Source organism: Streptomyces sp. NPDC033136 (assembly GCF_055578235.1).
This window is the reverse complement of record NZ_JBVIPD010000039.1, coordinates 1-23,697: the sequence shown is the minus strand read 5'-3', so window position 1 is coordinate 23,697 and position 23,697 is coordinate 1. Positions and strand designations below refer to the sequence as shown.

The window sequence follows — 23,697 nt, the reverse complement described above, 5'->3', positions numbered from 1 at the left end:
TTCGGGCACACCGCCACCCCCTGAGGTCGCCCGGTACCTGACGATCGGCAGCGGTGCGGGCCCGTCCGGGCTTGTAGCGTCAAGCGCATGGAACGTCCTCGCCCGGCCTCGCCCGCCCGGGGCGCCCTCCTCTGGGCCGCCTTCGCGGTCCCGGCACTCACGGCGGACCGGGTCGGGCTGAACGAGCCGCGGCCGGGCTGGCAGCAGGCGGTCGGCGTGGTGGTGCTGGCCGTGGCGGCCGGCCTCGCCCGGCGGGTGCCGCTCGCGGCCTTCGGGCTGGCGGCCGCCCTGAGTCTGGCCGCCGCTCCGGCCCTGTTCAGCGTCTCCTACGGCCCCGCTCTCGGCGTGTGCGCGCTGCTGCTCGGGCTGCGGGCGGGCCGGGCGCGCCCCGCGGCGCTGTGCTTCGCGGCCGTCGGCTGCGCGGGCACCGCCCGGATCGTGCTGGCCGGGACCGACCCGGCCCCCGAGTGGCTCGTCATGACGGGCACGCTGCTCTTCGGCTGTGTCTTCCCGTGGCTCGGCGGGCGCTACTGGCGGCAGAGCCGCGCACTGGCCGAGGCGGGGTGGCTGCGCGCGGCCCGGCTGGAGGACGAGGCCCGCTTCGCCGAGGAGCGCGCCCGGCTGCGCGAGCGGGCCCGGATCGCCCAGGACATGCACGACTCCCTCGGCCACGAGCTGAGCCTCATCGCCCTGCGCGCGGGCGCCCTCCAGGTCGCCCCAGGCCTCGGCGACGAGCACCGGGCCGCGGCTGCCGACCTGCGCGCGGCCGCCGCCGACGCCACGGACCGGCTGCACCGCATCATCGGCGTCCTGCGCGAGGACGACGACGAGCCGGTGCCACTGGCCCCGGCGGGCGAGACCCTGGAGCAACTCGTGGCCCGCGCCGCTGAGTCGGGCCTCCCCGTGCGCTGGGAGCCCGCCGGACAGGACCCGGCCGCGGAGCCCGGCGGGGTCGCCGAACGGCTGCTGCACCGCGTGGTCCGGGAGGCACTGACCAACGCGGCGCGGCACGCACCGGGCGCCCCCGTGGTCGTGGCGGTGACGGGGCAGGCCGCCGGCACCTCCGTCACCGTCACCAACGGCCGGGCCACCCAGGGCGGTTCCCCGCCCTCCGGCGGCGGTACGGGCCTGCTCGGGCTGCGGGCCGCGGTGACCTCGGTGGGCGGGGAGTTCGAGGCGGGCCCGCACGGAGAGGGCTTCCGGGTCCGGGCGTACGTCCCCGCGCGGCAGACCGCCGTCGCCCCGGCGCGTCCCGACCGGGCGCCGTTCACGAACGCCCGCCGCCGGGTCGCCGCCGGCCTCGGCACCGCGGCGGGCGTGGGCGTGGTGCTCGTCGGCGCGGCGTTCGGCTGGTACGCGTACGCCGAGACGCACTCGGTGCTCGAACCCGCCGCCTACGCGCGACTGCCCCTGGGCACCCCCGTCGCCGACGTCGAGCGCGTGCTGCCCGAACGCGATGTGAACGACCCGCCCGACGAACGGGCTCCCGCCCCGCCCGAGGGAGCCGACTGCCGTTACTACCGCGCGAGCGGCGAACTCTTCGTCTCCGTCGACCACTTCAGACTGTGCTTCGACGCCGGACGCCTGGTCGCCAAGGACGTGGTCCCGGGCATCGGCCTGTCCGGCGAGGGTCGCGAAGAGTACGAGGAGTTCGCGCCATGAGCGGGGGAGAAGGATGAGCGAGGGAGAAGGATGAGCGGGACGGGCACGGCGATCCGCGTGCTGCTGGCCGACGACGAGGCGATGGTCCGGGCCGGGGTGCGCGCCATCCTGGGCAGCAACGGCGAGACGGAGGTCGTCGCGGAGGCGGGTGACGGCCACGAGGCGGTCGAGCTGGCCCGAGCCCACCGCCCGGACGTGGCCCTGCTCGACATCCGCATGCCACGCCTGGACGGGCTCGCGGCGGCGGAGCAGATCGTACGGACCGTCCCGGGCACGGCCGTCGCGATGCTCACCACCTTCTCCGAGGGCGCCTACGTGGCCCGCGCCCTCGGCGGCGGCGCCACCGGCTTCCTGCTGAAGTCCGGAGACCCGTACGAACTCATCGCGGGCGTACGGGCGGTGGCCGCCGGCGCCGCGTTCCTCTCTCCCAAGGTCGCCCGGTACGTCATCGACGAGGGCCTCGGCGGCGGCCGCCTGACCCGCGAGGCCCGGGCACGCGCGCGTGTGGCGGTCCTGAGCCCCCGCGAACGCGAGGTGCTCGGCCTGGTCGGCGCGGGCCTGTCCAACCCGGAGATCGCCGCCCGGCTGCATCTCGTCGAGGGCACGGTGAAGGCGTACGTGAGCGCGGTCCTGGACCGGCTGGGCGTACGCAACCGGGTGCAGGCGGCGATCGTCGCGTACGAGGCGGGGCTGGTGGAGCCGTGACGGCCGGGGCGGTCCGACGGTACGGGTGCGGCGTCCGGCGGTACGGATGCGGCGGACTCTCCGGCGGCGGTCGCGTGTGTCCTGGTTCAGCGGCTTGAGCGGCTTGAGCGGTCTCAGCAGCTTCAGCGGCGCGCGTGCGGAGCGGCTGAGCAGCGTGCGGGCGTCGCGGCCCGGCGGTGCGCCGCGCGTCCCGGCTCACCGGCGCGCGTGCGTCTCGTACGACGGGACGGGCGCCGGGCCCGGCCCCAGCACCCACCGCACGGCCGGTGCCGGCGACGTGCGCAGCGCCCCGGCCAGCCGCGTCATCGGGCCGGTGCCCAGCCGTACGGCGACGAGGGCGACGAGCGTGCCCAGCGCCAACCCCGCGACGACGTCGTGCGGATAGTGCACGCCGACGAAGACCCGGGAGAAGGCCATCAGCAGGGCGAGCGGGGCCGTCACCCACAGCAGCGTGCGCCGGACCAGGGCCAGGGCGGCCGCCGCGGCGCCCGCGATCGTGGCGTGGTTGGACGGGAAGGACCAGTCGCCGTGCGGCGGGCACGCGGCCAGCGACGCGGCCGCCCCGGCGACCGCCCGGCACGGACGCTCCTCCGTGACAGCGGACTTGAGAACCTCACTGCACACGTACGCCACGGCCGTAACCAGAGGTGCAAGGGCCGCGATCGCGAACGCGTGGGGGCCGCCCCGGCGGGCACGCCACCAGCCACCGGCGAACAGCGCGACGAACACCAGCAGTCCGGCCTCCGTCCATATCCCGGCCCCGTGCTGTACCCACATCGGGGTGTCGTGGGCGAAGTCGGTGATGTCGCGGTAGAGCCCGGTGTCCTCGAAGTTCATGGTCACGGACGGTAGGCGACGGGTCCATTCCGTCACACCCAGCGATCGTCGCGTCCCGAACCTGACGAAAGACAGGGGTGGGCCCGGGATTCCGAGATGATGATCCGGAAAAGTTGTGGCCGCGAGCGGCGGGTGGGACCGGCGAACGTGCCGATCTCTCGTAAGGTTTGCGCCGTGGGATCTCTGCGCAATCCGGTCGGGCCGCTTCCCTCCTCCATCTACTGGCGTCGGAGGGCCGTACTCGTGTCTGTGGTCGCCCTGTTGGCGCTGCTGACCACCTGGATCGTGACCATGGGCGGCGGAGGCGGCGACGGCGGCGACAACGACGCCAACGGCAAGAATCCCGCGCCCTCCATCACGCCCGGCCCGTCGAGTTCGGGCCCGGCCATCAGCCAAGCGCCCGGCGGACGAGAGGAGTCGGGCGGCGGGAGCTCCGGTGGCTCGTCGTCCGGGTCGGGGGACGGTTCCGGTGACGGCTCGGGCGACGGATCCGGGGACGGCTCCGGCTCGGGCTCCGGCTCGGGCTCCGACGGCGGTTCCGGCTCGGGCGGGTCCGCCGGGTCCGGCGGCTCCGGAAGCGGTACCTCCGCGGACGGCGTCGGCGTGGGCGACACCCTGCCGGCCGGTTCCACACTGCCCAACTGCACCGCGAGCGCGGTCAAGTTCAGCCTGCGCAGCCGCCACAACACCTACGACCCCGAGCAGACGCCCACGTTCCTGCTGACCGCGCGGAACATCTCCGGCAGCGACTGCAAGATCGACCTCGGGCCGGAGAACGCGGTGTTCACGATCGCCCCGGCCGGCAGCGACGACGACTACTGGTCCTCCGAGGACTGCCCCGAGGCCGCCGCGCACCAGCTGTACCGGGTTCCCGCCGGCAGCGGCATCACCTACACCGTGAAGTGGGACCGCAAGCCGAGCGCCCCCGAGTGCGCCACGCCCCCGGCGGGTTCGGCGGGGGCGGGCACGTACCTGGTGGAAGCCAAGGCTCCGGGCTTTGCGAAGGTGCAGACGTCATTCGTGCTGTCGGCCGACTAGTGTCCTGCGCCAGTCATCCGTTGGTAGATCCGTCTCGTCCCGGCGTTTGGGTTCCGGTCGGTAACCAGGCGTGTTGACCGCCTGCGGCCCAGTACGAACTACCCAGGAACTGCCGGCGCAGGGCACTAGCACCCGGCGGCTCAGACACCTGAGGGCGGTTCCTCTCGCCAGGACCGCCCTCAACCGTTCCGGGTGTTCTGGCTGCTCCAGCCGTTCCGGGCGTTCCAGCCGCGCCCGCCGCGTCGGCCAATCCAGCCGCTCCGGCCGGTCCGGTCTTTTGGCCGTTCCAGCCTTCCAGCTGTCCGGCCGACGCGGCTCAAGTGCTGGCTCACGTGTTAGACGTACCGTTCCAGAATCGACGACTCCGCCAGCCGCGACAGCCCCTCCCGTACGCTGCGGGCCCTGGCCTCGCCCACACCGTCCACCGTCTGGAGATCGTCGACGCTCGCGGCGAGCAGCTTCTGCAGACCGCCGAAGTGCTCGACCAGGCGGTCGATGATCGCGCCGGGGAGCCGGGGCACCTTGGCCAGGAGGCGGAAGCCGCGTGGGGATACCGCCGAGTCCAGCGTCTCGGGCGAGCCGGTGTAGCCCAACGCCCGTGCCACCGTGGGCAGTTCCAGCAGCTCGGCGTGGCTGAGGGCGTCGAGCTCGGCCAGGGCCTGGTCGACCGTGCGGGAGCGCTTGGCCGTGGGCTCGGGGACGTAGTCCCGCACGACCAGCTCGCGCTCGGGCTCCACGCCGGCGATCAGCTCGTCGAGCTGGAGGGCGAGCAGCCGGCCGTCCGTGCCCAGCTCCACCACGTACTCGGCGATCTCGGTGGCGATGCGGCGCACCATCTCCAGGCGCTGGGCGACCGCCGAGACGTCCCGGACGGTCACCAGATCCTCGATCTCCAGCGCCGACAGCGTGCCCGCGACCTCGTCGAGGCGGAGCTTGTAGCGCTCGAGGGTCGCGAGGGCCTGGTTGGCGCGGGACAGGATCGCCGCCGAGTCCTCCAGGACGCGGCGCTGGCCGTCCACGTACAGGGCGATCAGCCGCATCGACTGGGAGACCGAGACGACCGGGAAGCCGACCTGCTTGCTGACGCGGTCCGCGGTGCGGTGCCGGGTGCCCGTCTCCTCCGTGGGGATAGTCGGGTCCGGGACCAGCTGCACGCCCGCGCGCAGGATCTTCGACAGGTCCGAGGACAGCACGATGCCGCCGTCCAGCTTGCACAGCTCGCGCAGACGGGTCGCGGTGAACTCGACGTCCAGCACGAAACCGCCGCTGCACAGCGCCTCGACCGTCTTGTCGGAGCCCAGCACGATGAGACCGCCGGTGTTGCCGCGGAGCACGCGCTCCAGGCCGTCACGCAGGGCGGTGCCGGGTGCCACGGCGCTCAGGGAGGCGCGCATCAGGCCATCGGTACCGGCACTCCCACCGGACTTTCCGGGAGCTGATGCCCGGTCGTTGGCTGCCACTGCACTCCTCCGGTCGCAGGTTCTGGGCGCCCCCGTGACGCGCGCTCGGTTCGCACGGACGGGCGAGACCAGGGCAAAGTCTACCGGCGACCCTCCTCGTCCCGTGGGGCCTCTTTGCGACGGGAGCGGGGGAGGACTCGCAGGGCGTCCCCTATGTCCGCGACTTCCAGAACCTTCATGCCCGAGGGGATCTTGCCGGGGTCGCCCGGCACGAGCGCGTGCGTGAAGCCCAGACGGTGGGCTTCGGCCAGCCTGCGCTGCACGCCCGTGACCCGCCGCACCTCGCCGGCGAGGCCCACTTCACCGATCGCGACGAGGTTCTTCGGGAGAGGTGTGTCACTCGCCGCGCTCGCCAGGGCGAGGGCCACGGCCAGGTCCGCGGCCGGCTCGGAGAGCTTCACGCCGCCGACCGTCGCGGAGTAGATGTCCCTTTTGCCCAAGGCGCTGATCCGGCCGCGCTGTTCCAGCACCGCGAGCATCATCGAGACCCGGGAGGTCTCCAGGCCCGAGGTGGTGCGGCGCGGGGAGGGGATCTGCGAGTCGACCGTGAGTGCCTGGACCTCGGCGACGAGGGGGCGGCGGCCCTCCAGGGTGACGGTCAGGCAGGTGCCCGGGACCGGTTCGGCCCGACGTGTCAGGAAAAGTCCGCTCGGGTCCGCGAGGCCCGTGATGCCCTCGTCGTGCAGCTCGAAGCAGCCGACCTCGTCGGTGGTGCCGTAGCGGTTCTTGACGCCTCGTACGAGCCTCAGGCGGGCGTGCCGGTCGCCCTCGAAGCTCAGGACGACGTCCACGAGGTGTTCCAGCAGGCGGGGGCCCGCGATCGCGCCGTCCTTGGTGACATGACCCACCAGCAGCGTGGACATGCCGCGGTCCTTGGAGGCCCGGATCAGGGCCCCGGCGACCTCGCGCACCTGGGCCATGCCGCCCGGCGCGCCGTCGATCTCCGGGGATGCCACCGTCTGCACCGAGTCCAGGATCAGCAGCGACGGCTTCACCGCGTCCAAGTGGCCCAGCACGGCCGCCAGGTCCGTCTCGGCCGCCAGGTACAGATGGTCGTCGATGGCGCCGATGCGGTCGGCGCGCAGCCGGACCTGGCTCGCCGACTCCTCGCCCGTGACGTACAGCGTGCGGTGCTCGTCGCTCGCCGACTTGGCCGCCACGTCCAGCAGGAGCGTCGACTTGCCGACGCCCGGCTCGCCCGCGACCAGCACCACCGCGCCGGGGACGAGTCCGCCGCCGAGCACGCGGTCCAGCTCGGGCACGCCGGTGGTGCGGGCGGTGGCTTGACGGCCGTCCACCTGGCCGATGGGCAGGGCGGAGGTAGTGACCCGCCCGGGTGTCGTCGTACGGACCGCAGGCGTGCCGTACTCCTCGACCGTCCCCCAGGCCTGGCACTCGGGGCAGCGGCCGAGCCACTTCGCCGTCTGCCAGCCGCACTCCGTGCAGCGGTAGGACGGGCGGTCCTTGGTGGATTTCGTACGGGCAGCCATGGACCGAACCGTAGCCGCTCGCACCGACAACGCGGGGGCCGGCCGGGGCGGCCATCTGCGCGCCAGGGTCCCGCCACCCCGCGCCAGCCGCGGAACCACTGGTTCATGTCCCCGATTGAGGGATCGTTTCACCCGTACGGATTAAATGTGCTCAAGCCGCCTGAAGGTGCCACTCCCGGCCCCCTACGGTCGCCGAATGATGAGCAGTACTCCGGAGATCTCGAGCCGCACGACCCACACGGCCGGCGCGCACCGGGCGCGCCGGGAAGCCCGTGACCGCGGGGCGGCGCGCACGCTGGCGCAGCGGCCGCCCGCGCGCTACGAGCCCTACCTGGACGGCCTGTTCACCTACTGCCTGTCCGTGCTGTGCGACCACGACGCCGCGACGGCCGCCCTGGGCGACGTCCTCGCGATCGCCGAACGCCGCGGCCGGCACGCCCCCGAGGCACCCGCGGACCGCAGGGCCTGGCTGTACGCGCTGGCCCGCTGGGCGTGCCTGCGCAAGCTGGCCGAGGCCAAGCAGAAACGTCAGAGCAGCCACGCGGCGGGCCGTACCGACCGCCGGCCCACCGACCGTCCGGCCACCCCGGCCCTCTCCGAGGAGGTCCAGGAGCGGCGGCGGCGCGAACTCGCCCTGCTCGCCTGGCCGGAGGCCGCCGGCACCACCCCGGAGCAGCGGGAGGCACTCGAGCTGGCCGTGCGCCACCGCCTCGCCGCCCAGGAGGTCGCCGCCGTCCTCGGCATGGACCTGGCCGCCACCCGCGACCTGCTCGCCTCCGCGGCCTGCGAGGTGGAACGCACGCGTGCGGCCCTCGCCGTCGTCGAGACCGGCGCGTGTCCGAGCGTCGCCCACCTCGCCGGCGACGACCGGCTCGTGCTCGGCACGGCCCTGCGCCGCGAACTCGTCCGGCACGTCGACGACTGCCCGCGCTGCCGTCGCGCCGCCGAGCGCGCCATCCCCGGCCGCTGGCCCGGCACCAGCGTCACGCCCGCCGAACTGCCCGTCCTGCCGGCGCCCCGCGCGGCCCTGCACGTCGCCATGACCCGCCACCCGCGCGCGCGAAGCGCCGCACCCCGCTTCGACCGGCGCGGCTTCCCGATGGACCCAAAGGACCACGCCGCCCGAAGGGACCGCCTCCGCGCGCGTGCCGTCACCACGACCGTCGTCGCCACCGTCGTCGCCGCTCCCGTGCTCGCCCTGTGGGCCGCCTACCGGGGCACCCCGGTCGGCGAGGGCCACGACGGCCGCTCCGCCTCCGCGCTTGAGGCGGACGACTCGTTCGCCCTGGACGGCGAGATGGCGGGCGGCGGCTACGAGAACACCGGCAACGCGAGCACCCGCCCCGGCCCCCGCTTCGGCAAGGACGGCAAGGCCGACGTCTCCGTCGAGGTCCTCGGCGTCGCCGGCGCCGGCCGCGAGACCGCCCTGCAGGTCACCGCCGACAACAGCGGCGACACCACCCTCGTCACCCTCACCGCCACCGGCTCGGCCCCGGTCCGCTGGTCCGCGTCCACCGGAGCCCCCTGGCTCTACCTCAGCCGGTCCTCGGGAACGCTCCGGCCGGGCGAGTCGCTGACGATCAAGGTGCACGTCGACCATCTGCGGGAGCCCGCCGGCCCCTGGCACGCGCAGGTGGCGGTCGCACCGGTGGGCGCCGTCGTCCACATCGAGGGCTACGGCACCGCGCCCACACCCTCCGGCCCCGGCCCCCGGCCGAGCGACCCGCCCACGCCCACGCCCCCGGCCCAGCCCGACCCGACGCCCACGACCTCCGCCCCGGACCCGGACCCCACGCCGACCACCCCGCCCCCGTCACCCGACCCGGACCCGACCCCCACGGACCCGGGCCCGACCGATCCGGTGAGCTCGCCACCCCCGCCCCCGGACAGCGGGGACCCGAGCCCGGCCACGTCCTAGTAGGGCTTGGTCAGGCCACCGGATCCGCCGGATGCGGCGCCAGCAACGGCAGCTGCGAGGCCAGCCGCTCCTCGCACAGCTCGACCAGCCGGTCGTAGCCGGCCTTGCCCATCAGCTCGATCAGCTCGGGCCGGTAGGTGACGTAGACCGGCTCGCCCGCGCCGTGCGCCGAGGTCGCCGAGGTGCACCACCAGTGCAGGTCATGGCCGCCCGGGCCCCAGCCGCGGCGGTCGTACTCGCCGATCGACACCTGCAGCACGCGTGTGTCGTCGGGCCGGTCGATCCACTCGTACGTCCGGCGCACCGGCAGCTGCCAGCACACGTCCGGCTTGGTCTCCAGCGGTTCGCGGCCCTCCTTGAGGGCCAGGATGTGCAGCGAGCAGCCCGCGCCGCCCGCGAAGCCGGGCCGGTTCTGGAAGACGCAGGAGCCCTGGAAGGGCCGGGTCTGCCGCTCGCCGTCCTCGTCCTCGGAGACCCAGCCGTTCCGGGTGCCCTCGGCGTGGTGCTGCCAGATGTCCGGCGTGAGCCTGGCCACATGCCCGGCGACGCGCTTCTCGTCGTCCTCGTCGGAGAAGTGCGCACCCAAGCTGCAGCAGCCGTCGTCCGCGCGGCCCGCCTGGATGCCCTGGCAGCCGCTGCCGAAGATGCAGTTCCAGCGGGAGGTCAGCCATGTCAGATCGCAGCGGAAGACCTGCTCGTCGTCCGCCGGATCAGGGAACTCCACCCATGCGCGAGCGAAGTCGAGCCCCTTCTCGTCGGGTTCCACGAGGCCCGGTGATTTGTCGCGCTTCGCCTTTTTCGTCTTTGGCACGCTTCCAGGGTACGGGCCTTGTGCCCCCACCGAGGACGGCGGACCGCGCGGCGGGCAGTAGCGTTCCGTACATGAGACTCGGTGTCCTCGACGTGGGTTCGAACACGGTGCATCTGCTCGTGGTGGACGCGCACCCCGGCGCGTGCCCGCTGCCCGCGCACTCGCACAAGGCGGAACTGCGCCTCGCCCAGCTCCTCGACGACGACGGCGCGATCGGCCCTCATGGAGTCGACCGGCTGGTCTCGGTCGTCCACGAGGCGCTCCAGGCCGCCGAGGACAAGGGCGTCGAGGACCTGCTGCCCTTCGCGACCTCCGCGGTGCGCGAGGCCAGCAACGCCGACGAGGTCCTCGCGCGCGTGCGCGCCGAGACCGGCGTCGAGCTCCAGGTGCTCACCGGCGAGGAGGAGGCCCGGCTCACCTTCCTCGCCGCCCGCCGCTGGTTCGGCTGGTCCGCCGGGAAGCTGCTGGTCCTGGACATCGGCGGCGGTTCCCTGGAGATCGCCTACGGCATGGACGAGGAGCCCGACGCGGCCGCCTCCCTGCCGCTGGGCGCCGGCCGCCTCACCGCCGGCTGGCTGCCCGGTGACCCGCCGGCCCCGGACGACGTCCGCGCCCTGCGCCGTCACGTCCGCGCCGAGATCGCCCGCACGGTCGGTGAGTTCAGCCGCTTCGGCTCCCCCGACCACGTCGTCGCCACGTCCAAGACCTTCAAGCAGCTGGCCCGCATCGCGGGCGCCGCCCGCTCCGCCGAGGGCCTGTACGTCCAGCGCGAACTCAAGCGGGAGTCCCTGGAGGAATGGGTCCCGAGGCTGGCCGGCATGACGGAGGCGGAGCGGGCCGAGCTGCCCGGAGTCTCGGAGGGCAGGGCGGGCCAGCTGCTGGCGGGCGCCCTGGTGGCCGAGGCCGCGCTGGACCTGTTCAGCGCGGAGCGCGTCGAGGTCTGCCCGTGGGCGCTGCGGGAGGGCGTGATCCTGCGCCGGCTGGATCACATGGAGTCCGTGTAGCGGCCCACCGCGCAGCCCGCGAGCCGGGACGGAGCCGCACCCGCCACGTGGTAATCACCACAACGGCCAAGAGGCCCCCCACTCCCTCCCCACCACACCCCGTAATCTGTCCTGCATGGCAGAGCCAGCCGTAAAGATCCCGGACGCGAAGGTCGCCCTCTCGACGGCCTCGGTCTACCCGGAGTCGACGGCCACGGCCTTCGAGATCGCCGCGCGCCTCGGCTACGACGGCGTCGAGGTCATGGTCTGGACCGACCCGGTCAGCCAGGACATCGAGGCCCTGCGCAGACTCAGCGACTACCACCAGATCCCGATCCTGGCCGTCCACGCCCCCTGCCTGCTCATCACGCAGCGCGTCTGGTCCACCGACCCCTGGATCAAGCTCCAGCGGGCCCGCGCGGCGGCCGAGAAGCTCGGCGCGAGCACGGTCGTCGTCCATCCCCCGTTCCGCTGGCAGCGCAGTTACGCCCGGGACTTCGTCTCCGGCATCTGGCGCATGGCGAACGAGACGGACGTACGGTTCGCCGTCGAGAACATGTACCCCTGGCGCTACCGCGACCGCGAGATGCTCGCGTACGCCCCCGACTGGGACGTCACGAAGGACGACTACCGCCACTTCACGATCGATCTCAGTCACACCGCGACGGCCCGCTCCGACGCCCTCGACATGGTCGGCCGCATGGGAGACCGCCTCGGCCACGTCCATCTCGCCGACGGCCGGGGCTCGGCCAAGGACGAGCACCTGGTACCCGGCCGCGGCACGCAGCCCTGCGCCGAGGTGCTGGAGCGGCTCGCCCTGACCGGCTTCGACGGGCATGTCGTCATCGAGGTCAACACCCGCCGCGCCATGTCGGGCGCGGAGCGGGAGGCCGACCTGGCGGAGGCGCTGGCCTTCACCCGCCTCCACCTGGCCTCGGCGGCGAAGGTGCCGCGGCGATGAGCGGCCCGCCCCCGGGCGAGCCCGCGGCCGGCACCGGGACCACCGCCCGCCGCCGCGGCCGCCCCCCGCGCACGGAGTCGGCCGGCACCCGCGACCGCATCCTGGCCGCCGCCCGCGACGAGTTCTCCGAACGCGGCTACGAGAAGACGTCCGTCCGCGGCATCGCCAAGACGGCCGGCGTCGACCCGGCCCTCGTGCACCACTACTTCGGCACCAAGGAGCAGGTCTTCGAAGCGGCGATCACCCAGTCGTTCGGCCCCGCCCTGCAGGCGCCGAAGGCCGTGGAGGAGGGCCCGCTCGACGGCGTGGGCGAGCGTCTGGCCCGCTTCTTCTTCGGCGTCTGGGAGAACCCGGCGACCCGCGCGCCCCTGCTCGCCGTCGTCCGCTCCGCCGTCACCAACGAGACCGCGGCGGCCGTCTTCCGCCGCATCATCGCGACCCAGGTGCTGCGCCGCATCGCGGGGCAACTGGACCTGCCGGACGCCGAACTGCGGGCCGAGCTGGCCGCCGCCCAGCTGGTGGGCACCGCGATGCTGCGGTACGTCATCAAGGTCGAGCCGCTGGCCTCGGCGGACCCCGAGCAGATCATCGCGCGGCTGGCACCGGTCGTACAGGGACACCTGACCGAACCGTAAGCCTCACGGAGCCGTCGGACGAGACATTCATCCCGTATTCCGGACACTCCGTCCCGCCCTCTGGATGACCGGCGTACGCTCGGTAGCAGTCAGAAATCTCCGAATCCTCTGACGCAGTCTCTGAAGGAGCGAGCGACGATGCCCGAGCTGAGGTCCCGCACAGTCACCCACGGCCGCAACATGGCGGGCGCCCGCGCCCTTATGCGCGCCTCCGGTGTACCGGGTGCGGACATCGGCCGCAAGCCGATCATCGCGGTCGCCAACAGCTTCACGGAGTTCGTGCCGGGCCACACGCACCTCGCGCCGGTCGGCCGGATCGTCAGCGAGGCGATCGTCGAGGCCGGCGGTATCCCGCGCGAGTTCAACACGATCGCCGTCGACGACGGCATCGCGATGGGCCACGGCGGCATGCTCTACAGCCTCCCCTCCCGCGACCTGATCGCGGACAGCGTGGAGTACATGGTCGAGGCCCACTGCGCCGACGCCCTGGTCTGCATCTCCAACTGCGACAAGATCACCCCGGGCATGCTGAACGCGGCCCTGCGGCTGAACATCCCCACGGTCTTCGTCTCCGGCGGCCCGATGGAGTCCGGCCGCGCCACCCTCGTCGACGGCACGGTCCGCACACTCGACCTGGTCGACGCGATCTCCGACGCCGTGAACGACAAGATCTCGGACGAGGACATCCTCCGCATCGAGGAGAACGCCTGTCCGACCTGCGGCTCCTGTTCCGGCATGTTCACCGCCAACTCGATGAACTGCCTGACCGAGGCCATCGGCCTGTCCCTCCCCGGCAACGGCTCGGTCCTCGCCACGCACACGGCCCGCAAACAGCTGTACGTCGACGCGGCGAACACGGTCATGGACATCACCCGCCGCTACTACGAGCAGGACGACGACACGGTCCTGCCGCGCAACGTCGCGACCTTCGAGGCCTTCGAGAACGCCATGGCCCTCGACATCGCGATGGGCGGCTCGACCAACACGATCCTGCACCTGCTGGCCGCCGCCCAGGAGGCCGGCGTCCCCTTCGGCCTGGAGGAGATCAACGAGGTCTCCCGCCGCGTGCCCTGCCTGGCCAAGGTCGCGCCGAACGTCGCCAAGGACCGCACCTACTACATGGAGGACGTGCACCGCGCCGGCGGCATCCCCGCCCTCCTCGGCGAACTGCACCGCGCGGGCCTGCTCAACGAGGACGTCCACGCGGTCCACAGCCCCTCCCTGGCCGACTGGCTGAAGACCTGGGACGTGCGCGGCGGCTCCCCGTCCGCCGAGGCCGTCGAACTGTGGCACGCGGCGCCCGGCTGCGTCCGCTCCGCCGAGGCCTTCTCCCAGTCCGAGCGCTGGGCGGCCCTGGACGAGGACGCCGGGGGCGGCTGCATCCGCTCGGTCGAGCACGCCTACTCCAAGGACGGCGGCCTCGCGGTCCTCAAGGGCAACCTGGCCGTGGACGGCTGCGTCGTCAAGACGGCCGGCGTCGACGAGTCCATCTGGACCTTCGAAGGCCCGGCGGTCGTCTGCGAGTCGCAGGAGGAGGCCGTCCAGAAGATCCTCACCCAGCAGGTCAAGGACGGCGACGTCGTCGTCATCCGCTACGAGGGCCCCAAGGGCGGCCCCGGCATGCAGGAGATGCTCTACCCGACCTCGTACCTGAAGGGCCGCGGTCTCGGTAAGACCTGCGCGCTGATCACGGACGGCCGCTTCTCCGGCGGCACCTCCGGCCTCTCCATCGGCCACGCCTCGCCCGAGGCGGCCGCGGGCGGCACCATCGCCCTGGTCGAGGACGGCGACCGCATCCGCATCGACATCCCGGGCCGCTCGATCGAACTCCTCGTCGACGACGCCGAGCTGACCCGCCGCGAGCAGGCGCTGAACGGCACGTACGTCCCGAAGAACCGCGACCGCAAGGTCTCGGCGGCACTGCGGGCCTACGCGGCGATGGCGACGAGCGCGGACAAGGGCGCCGTGCGGGACGTGTCGAAGCTTGGCTGAGTCCCCCAGCCGTCGAGGGCCGCCTCCCGCTGCCGGGGGGCGGCCGTCGTGCGTGCCCGCCCTACCAGGCGGCCGGATCGCGCCCGTTCTGGGCGAAGACGCTGCCGTCCGGGGCACTGGCGTAGACCCGGTCACCCACGAGCACGGGCTCGGGAAGCGCGGCCGGAACCCGGTCCGACCGGTCACCCAGCCGGGGAGACGTCTGCCCGACGAGCTTCCCGCGCCGCGCGTCGACGGCGAGCAGCCGGCCGTCCGGAGCGGTGACGTACACATGCCGGTCGTCGGCGACGGGCGTGGAGCCCCGCACGACACCTGTCTCCAGGCTCCAGAGCTGCTTCCGCGCTGCCAGGTCGACGGCCGCCAACGACCCACCCGCCGCCATGAGATGAACGACGTCCCCGTGCACACCGCCCTGGACCTGCTGCAGAGGCACCCGCAACGGCACCCGCAGGGTCTCCCGGCTCTCCGGGCTGTACCGGACGACGGCCCGCGCGTCCCCCCGCACGGCATCGACCGCGACGAAGACGACCGACCCGCCCACCGCCCCGACGGGCTGGAGCGCCCCCCGCATCTCCGCGTCCCACCGCACCTCACCGGTGTCCGGATCCACCGCCGTCACCCGGGTGCCGCTCCCGTCGCCGGACACACTCGCCGCGTACGCCAGCGGATCACCGGGGAACGAGACGAAGTACGGCGCCCCCTGCCCCGGAATCCCATGACGCCACCGCACCTCTCCCGAGGCACTGTCCACACCGGTCACCGTGCCGTCGGCCGCGGTGAGCAGCACCATGCCGCCGACGGCACGCAGCCCTCCGTACGCGGGCAGCTCCTGTGCCCGGTCCACCTCACCCGAGCCGGGATCGAGCGCCGTCAGCCGCCGTCCCTGCCCCAGCCCGGCCAGCACCAGGCCCCCCGACACGACCGGAGGCCCACTGGGCGGCCCGCTCGCGGCGGCCCCGTCGAGCGAACGCCGCCACAGCACCCTGCCGTCGGCCGGATCGAGAGCGAAGACGATCCCCTCCTGAGCACAGAGCAACTTGCCCACGCCATACGAGCATTGCGGAGTGCTCTCCCCGTCCAGCGGCTCCGCCTCCCACGCCGAGAACGCGGCCGCCGTAGTCCGCGGCGCGGTGACCTCCGGCGCCGGAGTCTCACCCCCGGCCAGGGGCACGGACGCCAGACCCCCGACGACGACCAGCCCGAGAACACCGGCGACCAGAGTGCCCCGCCTGCCGAACCGCAGCCGTGACGTCCTCGAAGGCTCCTCAGGACCGGGGGCAGCGGCACGCGAGGGCTCCGCACCGGACGCCACCTGCTCGGGCCGCTCCGGCGTCTCCTCGTCGCGCTGCCGCGGTATGAAGGCCTGCGTGTCGTAAGAGGCAGCCACCGACCGCAGTTCCCGCATCAACTCGTCGGGGGAGGGCCGGTCCTCCGGCTCCTTGGCCAGACACCGCAGCACGAGCGGCGCCAGCTCCTCCGGTACGCCGGTCAGCTCGGGCTCGTCGTGCACGACCTGGTAGGCGACGACGTAGGGACTGTCGGAGTCGAACGGCCCGCGCCCGGTGGCGGCGTGCACCATCACGGACCCCAGGGCGAAGACGTCGGCGGCGGGCCCCACTTCCCTCGGCCGCCGGAACTGCTCGGGCGCCATGAAGGGCGGCGTACCGATGAGCTTCCCGGTCTCCGTCCGCAACTCGCTGTCCTTCGGCCGGGAAATACCGAAGTCGATGACCTTCGGCCCGTCCTCGGCGAGCAGCACGTTGCTCGGCTTCAGATCCCGGTGGACGACCCCCACCCGGTGGATGTCCCGCAGGGCCTCCGCGAGCCCGGCCATCAGCCGGCGCAACTGAGCCGGGGCCATGGGTCCGTTCCGCTTCACCTCCTGGGCCAGCGTCGGACCCGGGATGAACAGCGTGGCCATCCAGGGCCGCCCGGCCTCGGGGTCGGCATCGACGACCGGTGCGGTGAAGGCCCCGCTGACCTGCCGGGCGGCGCCCACCTCCTGCCGGAAACGCCCCCTGAACTCAGGGTCCTTGGCGAACTCCGCGTGCACGACCTTCACGGCGAGCTTCATCCCGGAGGTGCTCCGGGCCAGATGCACGACACCCATGCCGCCCGAGCCCAGACAGGACTCCAGACGGTAGTGACCGGCGTATTCAGGAAGTTCCGCTTCCGCGCCCGCCCCGGCGTCTCGCTGTGGCGCCATGGAACCACCCCCGTGCTGTTTCGTCCGCGCGCGCGACGCACGGAGCCTAGTCGATGCCTCGTACGGCACAGAGGTGGCTTGCCGGCCTCCGCCGCCGAGTCACGCACACGTGTTTGATGGCCTGATTCAGGGGTATCAACGGGACCCCATGGCAGGCATGGGGTCAACGGGGGAGGAACGTCATGTCAGTCGAGCCTGTCGAAGAGAGAGCGCGCGCCGAGGAAGGGGCCGGCATACCGCTGGTCACCACACTGGCTGCGGCGGCCACCACCTTCCCGATCGCACCCGGCATCAACCTCAACGTCCGCAGCGGCCCGGGCACGGGCTACCCGATCGTCAAGGTCCTGCCCGCGGGATCCAGGGTCGCCATCCACTGCCAGACACCGGGCACCTGGGTCACGGGCCCGTACGGCACGTCGAACATCTGGGACAACATCGCCAACGGCCAGTACGTCTCGGACGCCTACGTGCAGACGGGCAGCGACGGGTACATCCGCCCACGTTGCTCCTGACCGGAGGCCGGTGTGGCCCGCCCCCACTGCGGGCCACACCGCCCCGGGGCATCAACCAATCCGGCGCCGCGCCCACCCGTGCCGCCCCGGCAGCACGAAGCGGCCCGCCGCAGTTCGGACGGCCACCAGGTGCCCGCGCCCTCCGGACGACGAAGGGGACGGCGTCCGCAGCTGGGCGGGACCACGACGCGCCCGCAGTCGCGTACGGCGAGGAGGGGACGTGTCGGGGGGTGTCCGCCCGCAGCGGTTGGCGCGTGAACGGACTGCGAGTCGGTGTCCGACTCCATCGCGCCGTTCCGAGGACGGACACCCCCCCGGCGCGGCCCCGACCCTCACTCACCGCGCAGGCGCTACGCGCACCCCACCCTCACCCGCGCAGGCCGCCGCAGGCACCCGCACCCCACCACCCACCCACCCCCCGAGCCATAATCCACTCGTGAGCGCAGAGACCGGCACCCCCGCCCCCGCCCCCGAGGGCCCCCACCCCGAACCCATCCGCTTCTTCGGCACGACCTGGCTGCACCACGACAACGGCTACACCGTTCCTAGAGACTGAGCGGGAGTGAGTCCTGTTGCCAGGTCTCATGCTCGGCCGAACGCCCCGAACGGTGTTGGGCGTTCTGGGTGCCCGCGTTCCTTCCGCGTCCGGGCCCGACGGATCGTGTCCGTGGTCCGGGGATGCGGGGGCGGGTTCCCTCACGCCCGGGGACGCCTGGTCCGGCCTGGACGGTCCGATGCCCCGCACGATCGCTCTGGTCGTGTGGGGGCGGTGCCGTCCGTCGCCGGATCGGGTGTCCCTGGGCGCGCCTTCCGATCGCCACGGCGGCGGCATCGTGGCGAGTGGTGGTGCGGGTTGTGCTGGTGAGGGGTTTCTGCCAGTGCTGGGCTCCCCACCGGCTGGTGTAGGCCGGATCGACGGCGATGACCGCGACACCCGTCTGGTCCGCCATCGAGGACAGCCGGGCGCGGAGCTTCCCGGTGGGCATGCCGGAGATGAGCTGCCGGAAGCGTTTGCGGCGGCCGTGCTTCTCGCGGGTCTTCTCCGCGGCGAAGTCCAGGTCCTCCACGGCGATGGCCTTCACACCGCAGGCGCGGGCCCAGTGCATCAGGCGGGTGAGGGCGTGGCGGACCTGGGCGTCGCGGTGTTCGGCGGTGCCGGTCAGGTCGTAGAAGAAGCGGCGCGGGGCGCCGGTCGGGTTGCCGTGGATGTCCAGGCGCCAGGCGGCGAGATGGTCGGCGTTCATGTCGACGCCGATCACACCGTGAGCGAGCGCGGCCTCGACGGGGAGGGCCGGGGCGGGCGGGAGCTGCCAGGAGGCTGTCAGGTACCAGCGGTCCCGACCGGTGTCGTAGTGGATGCGGTAGGCGATCGCCCGGCTGGCCGCGACGCGATCCGCCCACTCCTCGCCCCGGTGCGTGAACGTGACCCTGTATGCCAGGACGTACCGCCCGTGCGGGGCGTTCGCCAGATGCGCCAGCGGTACGGGGAGTTTGATACTCGCCTCGCCGTCCGGGCTGATACGGATCGTCTCGTTGCCGTACCGCTTGCCGGACTCCCCGTCCGCCTGGCAGAACCAGCGTTCCGCCTCCCAACGCCCGCGCCAGGCGGACTTGGTGAGCTGGGCACCCTGCAGGTGATGGCGGGTGCGGGCCAGAGGTTTGCCGCCCCGTACGACGTGGACGACTCCGGCCTCACGGTCGGCCCGCGCGGCGGCCAGCCGGTCCTGAAGCACCCGCAGCCGACGGGACTTGGCATGCCATTCCCGCCGGGACCGGTAACCTCCGGGCGCCTTCCTCGTCCCCTTCTGCCCGACCGGCAGCAACAGCCGGTCTTTGATGGTGCGGATGCCGGCTTCCAGGTTCTGGATGTGCGCCAACTGGCAGCGGCGGGCCAGCGCCCACTGGTCGTGCGTGGCTTTGGTGATACTGCCCGCCCACCGCGACGACGACAGGGCCGTCAGTCCCTGCTTGCGCACCGCCCACCTCTCACCGCAGTGCTCCAGGCCGTCCCGGCAGCGGGCCTTGAGGTCCTTCGAGGCCAGCGAACCCAGATACGCACCCACCAGGCGCAACACCTTCTCATCGTCCGGCGTCAGATGCTTGAGACGGGTCCGGACGGCCACACCACTCGGGCCGGACGCGACGAACGGCGGCGCGATCTTCCTCAGCTCGCCCACCCCGTCACCCCCGCCCGGCCTCACCTGAAGATCTCGTCGCCAAGGCAAAACGAGCATCGCCCACGAACGTCACGCATTCGATGAAAGAACGTCAGTTCCCCACCTGGAACCAACCCCACGGCCGAGGCGCGCGACACGACACCGGACACGCACGCTCCCTCCCACTCACCAGAACACTCTTGAACGCACTCCAACGGCAGCAGCTCCAGACCCCTCCCGCTCCGTCCCGGAGGCCCTCCGTGTCCTGCGCCCCGGAGGCGCCCTCGCCCTGTGGTGGAACACCGAGGCCCTCGACGTCCCCTGGATCGCCGAGGCCGCCGAACGCACCGCCCGCCACTTCCGCATCGATGTCTCCGCCGAGAAGCGGAACGTCAGCGTTCGTGCCGCCGACCCCACCGGCCGCCTCGACTTCACCCGCCGCACGGTCCGCTGGAGCCGCCGCGTCCCCGTCGACACCCACCTGGCGAACATCGGCAGCCACTCGGTGTTCCTGGTCCACGACGAGGAACACACCGCGGCCTTCCTGGCCCAGGAACGCGAGCACCTGCTCAGGGCCTTCCCGGACGGCTTCGTGGAAGAGGCCTACGACGTCATCCTCCTGCTCGCCGAAACCCCGGCCTGACGCCCACCCGCACACCGACGACGCCCACCCGCACACCTACGAGACCCACCCGCACACCTACGACGCCCACCTGCTTGACGCCTCCAACCTCCAGGAGCATTATTCATCACATGATGAATAATGCTCCCGACTCGCCACGCCCAGGCCCGTCGCACCCCTCAGCCGTCTCCCCACCTGCTCCCCCAGCCGTCCACGCCGACAACCTCACCGTCGTCCGAGGTTCCCGCAAGGTCCTCCGCAACCTCGGCTTCGCCGTCCCCCGCGGCCAGATCACCGGCCTCCTCGGCCCCTCCGGCTGCGGCAAGTCCACCCTCATGCGCGCGATCGTCGGCACCCAGGCCAAGGTCACCGGCACACTCGACGTCCTCGGCCACCCCGCCGGCCACCCCACCCTGCGCACCCGCATCGGCTACGTCACCCAGGCCCCATCCGTCTACGACGACCTGACCGTCCGCCAGAACCTCGACTACTTCGCCGCGATTCTCGATCCCGGCCTCTCTCACGCTCGGACGCGCTCACGCGGGGGAACCCCCATCGCCGCCGACCGCCGCCGGGAGAACGTCACCCGCGTGATCGCGGACGTCGACCTCACCACCCACGCCGACGCCCTGGCCGGCACCCTCTCCGGCGGCCAGCGCAGCCGCGTCTCCCTGGCCGTGGCCCTCCTCGGCACCCCGGAACTCCTCGTCCTCGACGAACCGACCGTCGGCCTCGACCCCGTCCTGCGCCGCGACCTCTGGAACCTCTTCCACGACATCGCGGCGAGCCGCGGCGCGACCCTCCTGGTCTCCTCCCACGTCATGGACGAGGCCGAGCGCTGCCACCGCCTCCTCCTCATGCGCGAAGGCGAACTCCTCGCCGACGACACCCCCGACGCCCTGCGCAACCGCACCGGCGCGGACACGGTCGAGGAGGCCTTCCTGCACCTGGTCGACGAGGCGAAGGCCGCAGCCCGCACGAAGGAGACGACCCGATGACCACCACCCCGACCGAGCCGGCCGCCCCGACCAGGACGAGCACCCCGCCAAGGGCCCTGAACCCCTTCCGTACCACCGCCACCGCGGCAAGGGTCCTCCGCCAGCTCACCCACGACCCCCGCACCATCGCGCTGATGCTCCTCGTCCCCTGCGTGATGCTGCTCCTGCTGCGCTACGTGTTCGACGGCAGCCCGCGCACCTTCGACAACATCGGCGCGTCCCTCCTGGGGATCTTCCCGCTCATCACGATGTTCCTGGTGACATCCATCGCCACTCTGCGCGAACGCACCTCCGGCACCCTCGAACGCCTCCTCGCCATGCCCCTCGGCAAAGGCGACCTCATCGCCGGCTACGCCCTCGCCTTCGGCACCCTGGCGATCATCCAGTCCGCCCTGGCCACAGGCCTCGCGCTCTGGTTCCTCGGCCTCGACGTCATCGGCAGCCCCTGGCTCCTCCTCCTGGTGGCACTCCTCGACGCTCTCCTCGGCACGGCCCTCGGCCTCTTCGTCTCGGCGTTCGCGGCCTCGGAGTTCCAGGCGGTCCAGTTCATGCCGGCGGTGATCTTCCCCCAGCTCCTCCTCTGCGGCCTGTTCACCCCGCGCGACAACATGCACCCCGTCCTGGAGGCCATCTCCGACGTCCTCCCCATGTCCTACGCGGTGGACGGCATGAACGAGGTCCTCCGCCACCCGGACATGACGGCCACGTTCGTCCGCGACATCCTGATCGTCGCGGGCAGCGCACTCCTCGTCCTGATGCTCGGAGCGGCGACCCTGCGCCGCCGCACGACGTAGCCGACGCTGCCGCAAAGGCCCGCCACGCAGCCCTCTGGCGCCCGGCACACATCCCGCCCACCGGACACGAGCCCCACCCCGCCACCCCGAGTGCGAGGATGAACCCGGACGACGCGCAACCCCCCGGAGGGCACCGATAGCCATGACCCAGAAAGTCGCAGTCCTCGGCACCGGCAAGATCGGCGAAGCCCTGATCAGCGGAATGATCCGAGCCGGCTGGACCCCGGCCGACCTTCTTGTCACCGCCCGCCGCCCGGAACGAGCCGAAGAGCTCCGCACCCGCTACGGCGTCACCCCGGTCACCAACCCGGAAGCCGCGAAGATCGCCGACACTCTGATCCTCACGGTCAAGCCGCAGGACATGGGCACCCTCCTCGACGAACTCGCCCCCCACGTCCCCGCCGACCGCCTGGTCGTCAGCGGCGCCGCCGGCATCACCACCACGAACTTCGAGGAGCGCCTCGCACCCGGCACCCCCGTCATCCGCGTCATGACGAACACGCCCGCCCTGGTCGACGAGGCGATGTCCGTCATCTCCGCCGGCACCCACGCCACCGCCGACCACCTCGCCCACACCGAGGAGATCTTCGGCGCCGTCGGCAAGACGCTCCGCGTCCCCGAGTCCCAGCAGGACGCCTGCACCGCCCTCTCCGGCTCCGGCCCGGCCTACTTCTTCTACCTGGTCGAAGCCATGACCGACGCCGGCATCCTCCTCGGCCTGCCCCGCGACAAGGCCCACGACCTGATCGTCCAGTCCGCCATCGGCGCCGCGACGATGCTCCGCGACAGCGGCGAGCACCCGGTCAAGCTCCGCGAGAACGTCACATCCCCCGCCGGGACGACGATCAACGCCATCCGCGAACTCGAGAACCACGGCGTACGAGCCGCCCTCATCGCCGCCCTCGAAGCCGCCCGCGACCGCAGCCGCGCCCTGGCCTCCGGCAACAACAGCTGACCACCGGTGGGGGCGGCCCGCACAGCCGCCCCCACCACCGCCCGTCACCTCACACGGTCACCACGGCCCCGGCATCGGCCGCCTCCGCCGCCGGCAGCAACCCGATCGCGCGATACGCGGCATCCACCGTCGGCCGAGTCTGCGCACCCGCGCGGGATCGTGGTCCACGGTCAGGGCGTGCAGATCGACGACACAGAACAAGGCGTCGGCCTCGTGCTGGTCGACGTCAGCCCACCGCCGCATGGCTCCCAGGTAGTTCCCCAGCGTCAGATGCCCCGTGGGCTTGACCCCGCTGAAGACCCGTGTCATCTCTCCTCCACCTTCCGGTCATGACCGCTGCCCGGCCGGCCGCCCCTCGGTGGTCCTGGAGGGAGAAAACAAGAACGGCCGCCGAAGCGGCGGCCGTTGAGTGCATACGTGAAGACGGCCGCCCTCAGGCGGCCCGCCACAGCTGGCTACACGTACGCGTCGTCATGCACCCCAGACTACGTCCCGTGAGCGCCGTCCGCCCTTGAGTTGACACGCCCAGACCCCGTCCGTAGTGTTCTCCGAGTTGCCCGACGTGAGCGCCGACCCCGGTCGGTCCCCGGGCAGCCAATCCGCAGGTACTCACCACTACTCGACGCAGTAGCTCTGTAGTCGTTTCATTGGTATGCGTATTTACGGAATGAGGAATCCCCGTTCGAAAGGACGCGGCCCCCGATTGGCTCGGGAGCCGGGGAATCCGCTAGAGTCTCACTCGTCGGAACGGCCCAACAGCCGCGAAGACAAACCCTGCTGACAGGGAATCGGGTCCGAAAGGATCTGATAGAGTCAGAATCGCCGGAAAGGGAAACGCGGAAGCGGAGACCTGGAAAGCGCCGAGGAAATCGGATCGGAAAAGGATCTGATAGAGTCGGAAACGCAAGACCGAAGGGAAGCGCCCGGAGGAAAGCCCGAGAGGGTGAGTACAAAGGAAGCGA

18 protein-coding genes and 2 pseudogenes are annotated in these 23,697 nt (G+C 72.4%); 13 read left to right on the top strand and 7 right to left on the bottom strand.

Going from position 1 to position 23,697, the window contains the following annotated elements; genetic code table 11:
* The first annotated feature begins 87 nt into the window (after window positions 1–87).
* Both ACZ5TL_RS38305 and ACZ5TL_RS38300 read left to right on the top strand, forming a co-directional pair.
* Window positions 88–1,662 (top strand): sensor histidine kinase, encoded by a 1,575-nt coding sequence (locus tag ACZ5TL_RS38305; protein WP_468595392.1) that lies wholly within the window; start codon window positions 88–90, stop codon window positions 1,660–1,662.
* Window positions 1,663–1,692: 30 nt separating this feature from the next.
* On the top strand, window positions 1,693–2,367 hold the full coding sequence (locus ACZ5TL_RS38300) for a response regulator transcription factor (protein WP_468595391.1): 675 nt from the start codon (window positions 1,693–1,695) through the stop codon (window positions 2,365–2,367).
* Between the two features lie 195 nt (window positions 2,368–2,562).
* Here ACZ5TL_RS38300 and ACZ5TL_RS38295 read toward each other — a convergent pair whose 3' ends face one another.
* Window positions 2,563–3,204, bottom strand: coding sequence for a phosphatase PAP2 family protein (locus tag ACZ5TL_RS38295; protein ID WP_468595390.1), 642 nt, complete (start codon window positions 3,202–3,204; stop codon window positions 2,563–2,565).
* A gap of 174 nt (window positions 3,205–3,378) precedes the next feature.
* Between ACZ5TL_RS38295 and ACZ5TL_RS38290 the strand changes: the two genes are divergently transcribed.
* Complete coding sequence (locus ACZ5TL_RS38290) at window positions 3,379–4,242, top strand: hypothetical protein (RefSeq protein ID WP_468595389.1); 864 nt, start codon at window positions 3,379–3,381, stop codon at window positions 4,240–4,242.
* Between the two features lie 335 nt (window positions 4,243–4,577).
* On the opposite strand, the gene disA is transcribed toward ACZ5TL_RS38290, so the two are convergent.
* Window positions 4,578–5,702, bottom strand: coding sequence for a DNA integrity scanning diadenylate cyclase DisA (gene disA, locus ACZ5TL_RS38285; protein ID WP_468595388.1), 1,125 nt, complete (start codon window positions 5,700–5,702; stop codon window positions 4,578–4,580).
* An 80-nt stretch (window positions 5,703–5,782) separates the two neighbouring features.
* On the bottom strand, window positions 5,783–7,192 hold the full coding sequence (radA, locus tag ACZ5TL_RS38280; RefSeq protein WP_468595387.1) for a DNA repair protein RadA: 1,410 nt from the start codon (window positions 7,190–7,192) through the stop codon (window positions 5,783–5,785).
* A gap of 196 nt (window positions 7,193–7,388) precedes the next feature.
* Here radA and ACZ5TL_RS38275 point away from each other — a divergent pair, with 196 nt between their 5' ends.
* The gene (locus tag ACZ5TL_RS38275) at window positions 7,389–9,110 is read left to right on the top strand and encodes a BACON domain-containing protein (protein WP_468595386.1); all 1,722 of its coding nucleotides are present in this window, start codon (window positions 7,389–7,391) and stop codon (window positions 9,108–9,110) included.
* Window positions 9,111–9,120: 10 nt separating this feature from the next.
* On the opposite strand, the gene ACZ5TL_RS38270 is transcribed toward ACZ5TL_RS38275, so the two are convergent.
* Complete coding sequence (locus ACZ5TL_RS38270) at window positions 9,121–9,921, bottom strand: DUF3109 family protein (RefSeq protein WP_468595385.1); 801 nt, start codon at window positions 9,919–9,921, stop codon at window positions 9,121–9,123.
* Window positions 9,922–9,992: 71 nt separating this feature from the next.
* Between ACZ5TL_RS38270 and ACZ5TL_RS38265 the strand changes: the two genes are divergently transcribed.
* The 4 genes from ACZ5TL_RS38265 (at window position 9,993) to ilvD (ending at window position 14,492) form a co-directional block, all read left to right on the top strand.
* Complete coding sequence (locus tag ACZ5TL_RS38265) at window positions 9,993–10,925, top strand: Ppx/GppA family phosphatase (RefSeq protein ID WP_468595384.1); 933 nt, start codon at window positions 9,993–9,995, stop codon at window positions 10,923–10,925.
* Window positions 10,926–11,040: 115 nt separating this feature from the next.
* Complete coding sequence (locus tag ACZ5TL_RS38260) at window positions 11,041–11,865, top strand: sugar phosphate isomerase/epimerase family protein (RefSeq protein ID WP_468595383.1); 825 nt, start codon at window positions 11,041–11,043, stop codon at window positions 11,863–11,865.
* Window positions 11,862–12,500 (top strand): TetR/AcrR family transcriptional regulator, encoded by a 639-nt coding sequence (locus ACZ5TL_RS38255; RefSeq protein ID WP_468595382.1) that lies wholly within the window; start codon window positions 11,862–11,864, stop codon window positions 12,498–12,500. The genes ACZ5TL_RS38260 and ACZ5TL_RS38255 overlap by 4 nt, the downstream gene beginning before the upstream one ends.
* A 138-nt stretch (window positions 12,501–12,638) precedes the next feature.
* Entirely contained in the window at window positions 12,639–14,492 is a 1,854-nt protein-coding gene (gene ilvD, locus ACZ5TL_RS38250; protein WP_468595381.1) for a dihydroxy-acid dehydratase, read from the top strand.
* 61 nt (window positions 14,493–14,553) lie between these two features.
* Here ilvD and ACZ5TL_RS38245 read toward each other — a convergent pair whose 3' ends face one another.
* Entirely contained in the window at window positions 14,554–16,698 is a 2,145-nt protein-coding gene (locus ACZ5TL_RS38245; protein ID WP_468595380.1) for a protein kinase domain-containing protein, read from the bottom strand.
* Between the two features lie 182 nt (window positions 16,699–16,880).
* Between ACZ5TL_RS38245 and ACZ5TL_RS38240 the strand changes: the two genes are divergently transcribed.
* A complete protein-coding gene (locus tag ACZ5TL_RS38240) occupies window positions 16,881–17,210 on the top strand; it encodes an SH3 domain-containing protein (RefSeq protein ID WP_468595379.1) in 330 nt (109 codons plus the stop codon).
* 545 nt (window positions 17,211–17,755) lie between these two features.
* Here the strand turns inward: ACZ5TL_RS38240 and ACZ5TL_RS38235 are convergent.
* Window positions 17,756–19,387, bottom strand: a complete 1,632-nt coding sequence (locus ACZ5TL_RS38235; RefSeq protein WP_468595378.1) for a nuclease/transposase family protein — start codon at window positions 19,385–19,387, stop codon at window positions 17,756–17,758.
* Window positions 19,388–19,595: 208 nt separating this feature from the next.
* On the opposite strand from ACZ5TL_RS38235, the pseudogene ACZ5TL_RS38230 reads away from it, so the two are divergent.
* From ACZ5TL_RS38230 to proC, 4 genes and pseudogenes are all read left to right on the top strand, one after another.
* A pseudogene (locus ACZ5TL_RS38230) lies at window positions 19,596–20,009 on the top strand (SAM-dependent methyltransferase); the annotation flags it as partial.
* Between the two features lie 110 nt (window positions 20,010–20,119).
* The gene (locus tag ACZ5TL_RS38225; RefSeq protein WP_468595377.1) at window positions 20,120–20,986 is read left to right on the top strand and encodes an ABC transporter ATP-binding protein; all 867 of its coding nucleotides are present in this window, start codon (window positions 20,120–20,122) and stop codon (window positions 20,984–20,986) included.
* Window positions 20,983–21,780: an ABC transporter permease gene (locus tag ACZ5TL_RS38220; protein WP_468595376.1), complete on the top strand. Its 798-nt coding sequence runs from the start codon at window positions 20,983–20,985 to the stop codon at window positions 21,778–21,780. The genes ACZ5TL_RS38225 and ACZ5TL_RS38220 overlap by 4 nt, the downstream gene beginning before the upstream one ends.
* A gap of 142 nt (window positions 21,781–21,922) precedes the next feature.
* A complete protein-coding gene (proC, locus tag ACZ5TL_RS38215; protein ID WP_468595375.1) occupies window positions 21,923–22,735 on the top strand; it encodes a pyrroline-5-carboxylate reductase in 813 nt (270 codons plus the stop codon).
* Window positions 22,736–22,834: 99 nt separating this feature from the next.
* Here the strand turns inward: proC and ACZ5TL_RS38210 are convergent.
* Window positions 22,835–23,044: pseudogene (locus ACZ5TL_RS38210) on the bottom strand (tryptophan--tRNA ligase); the annotation flags it as partial.
* Window positions 23,045–23,697: the final 653 nt, after the last annotated feature.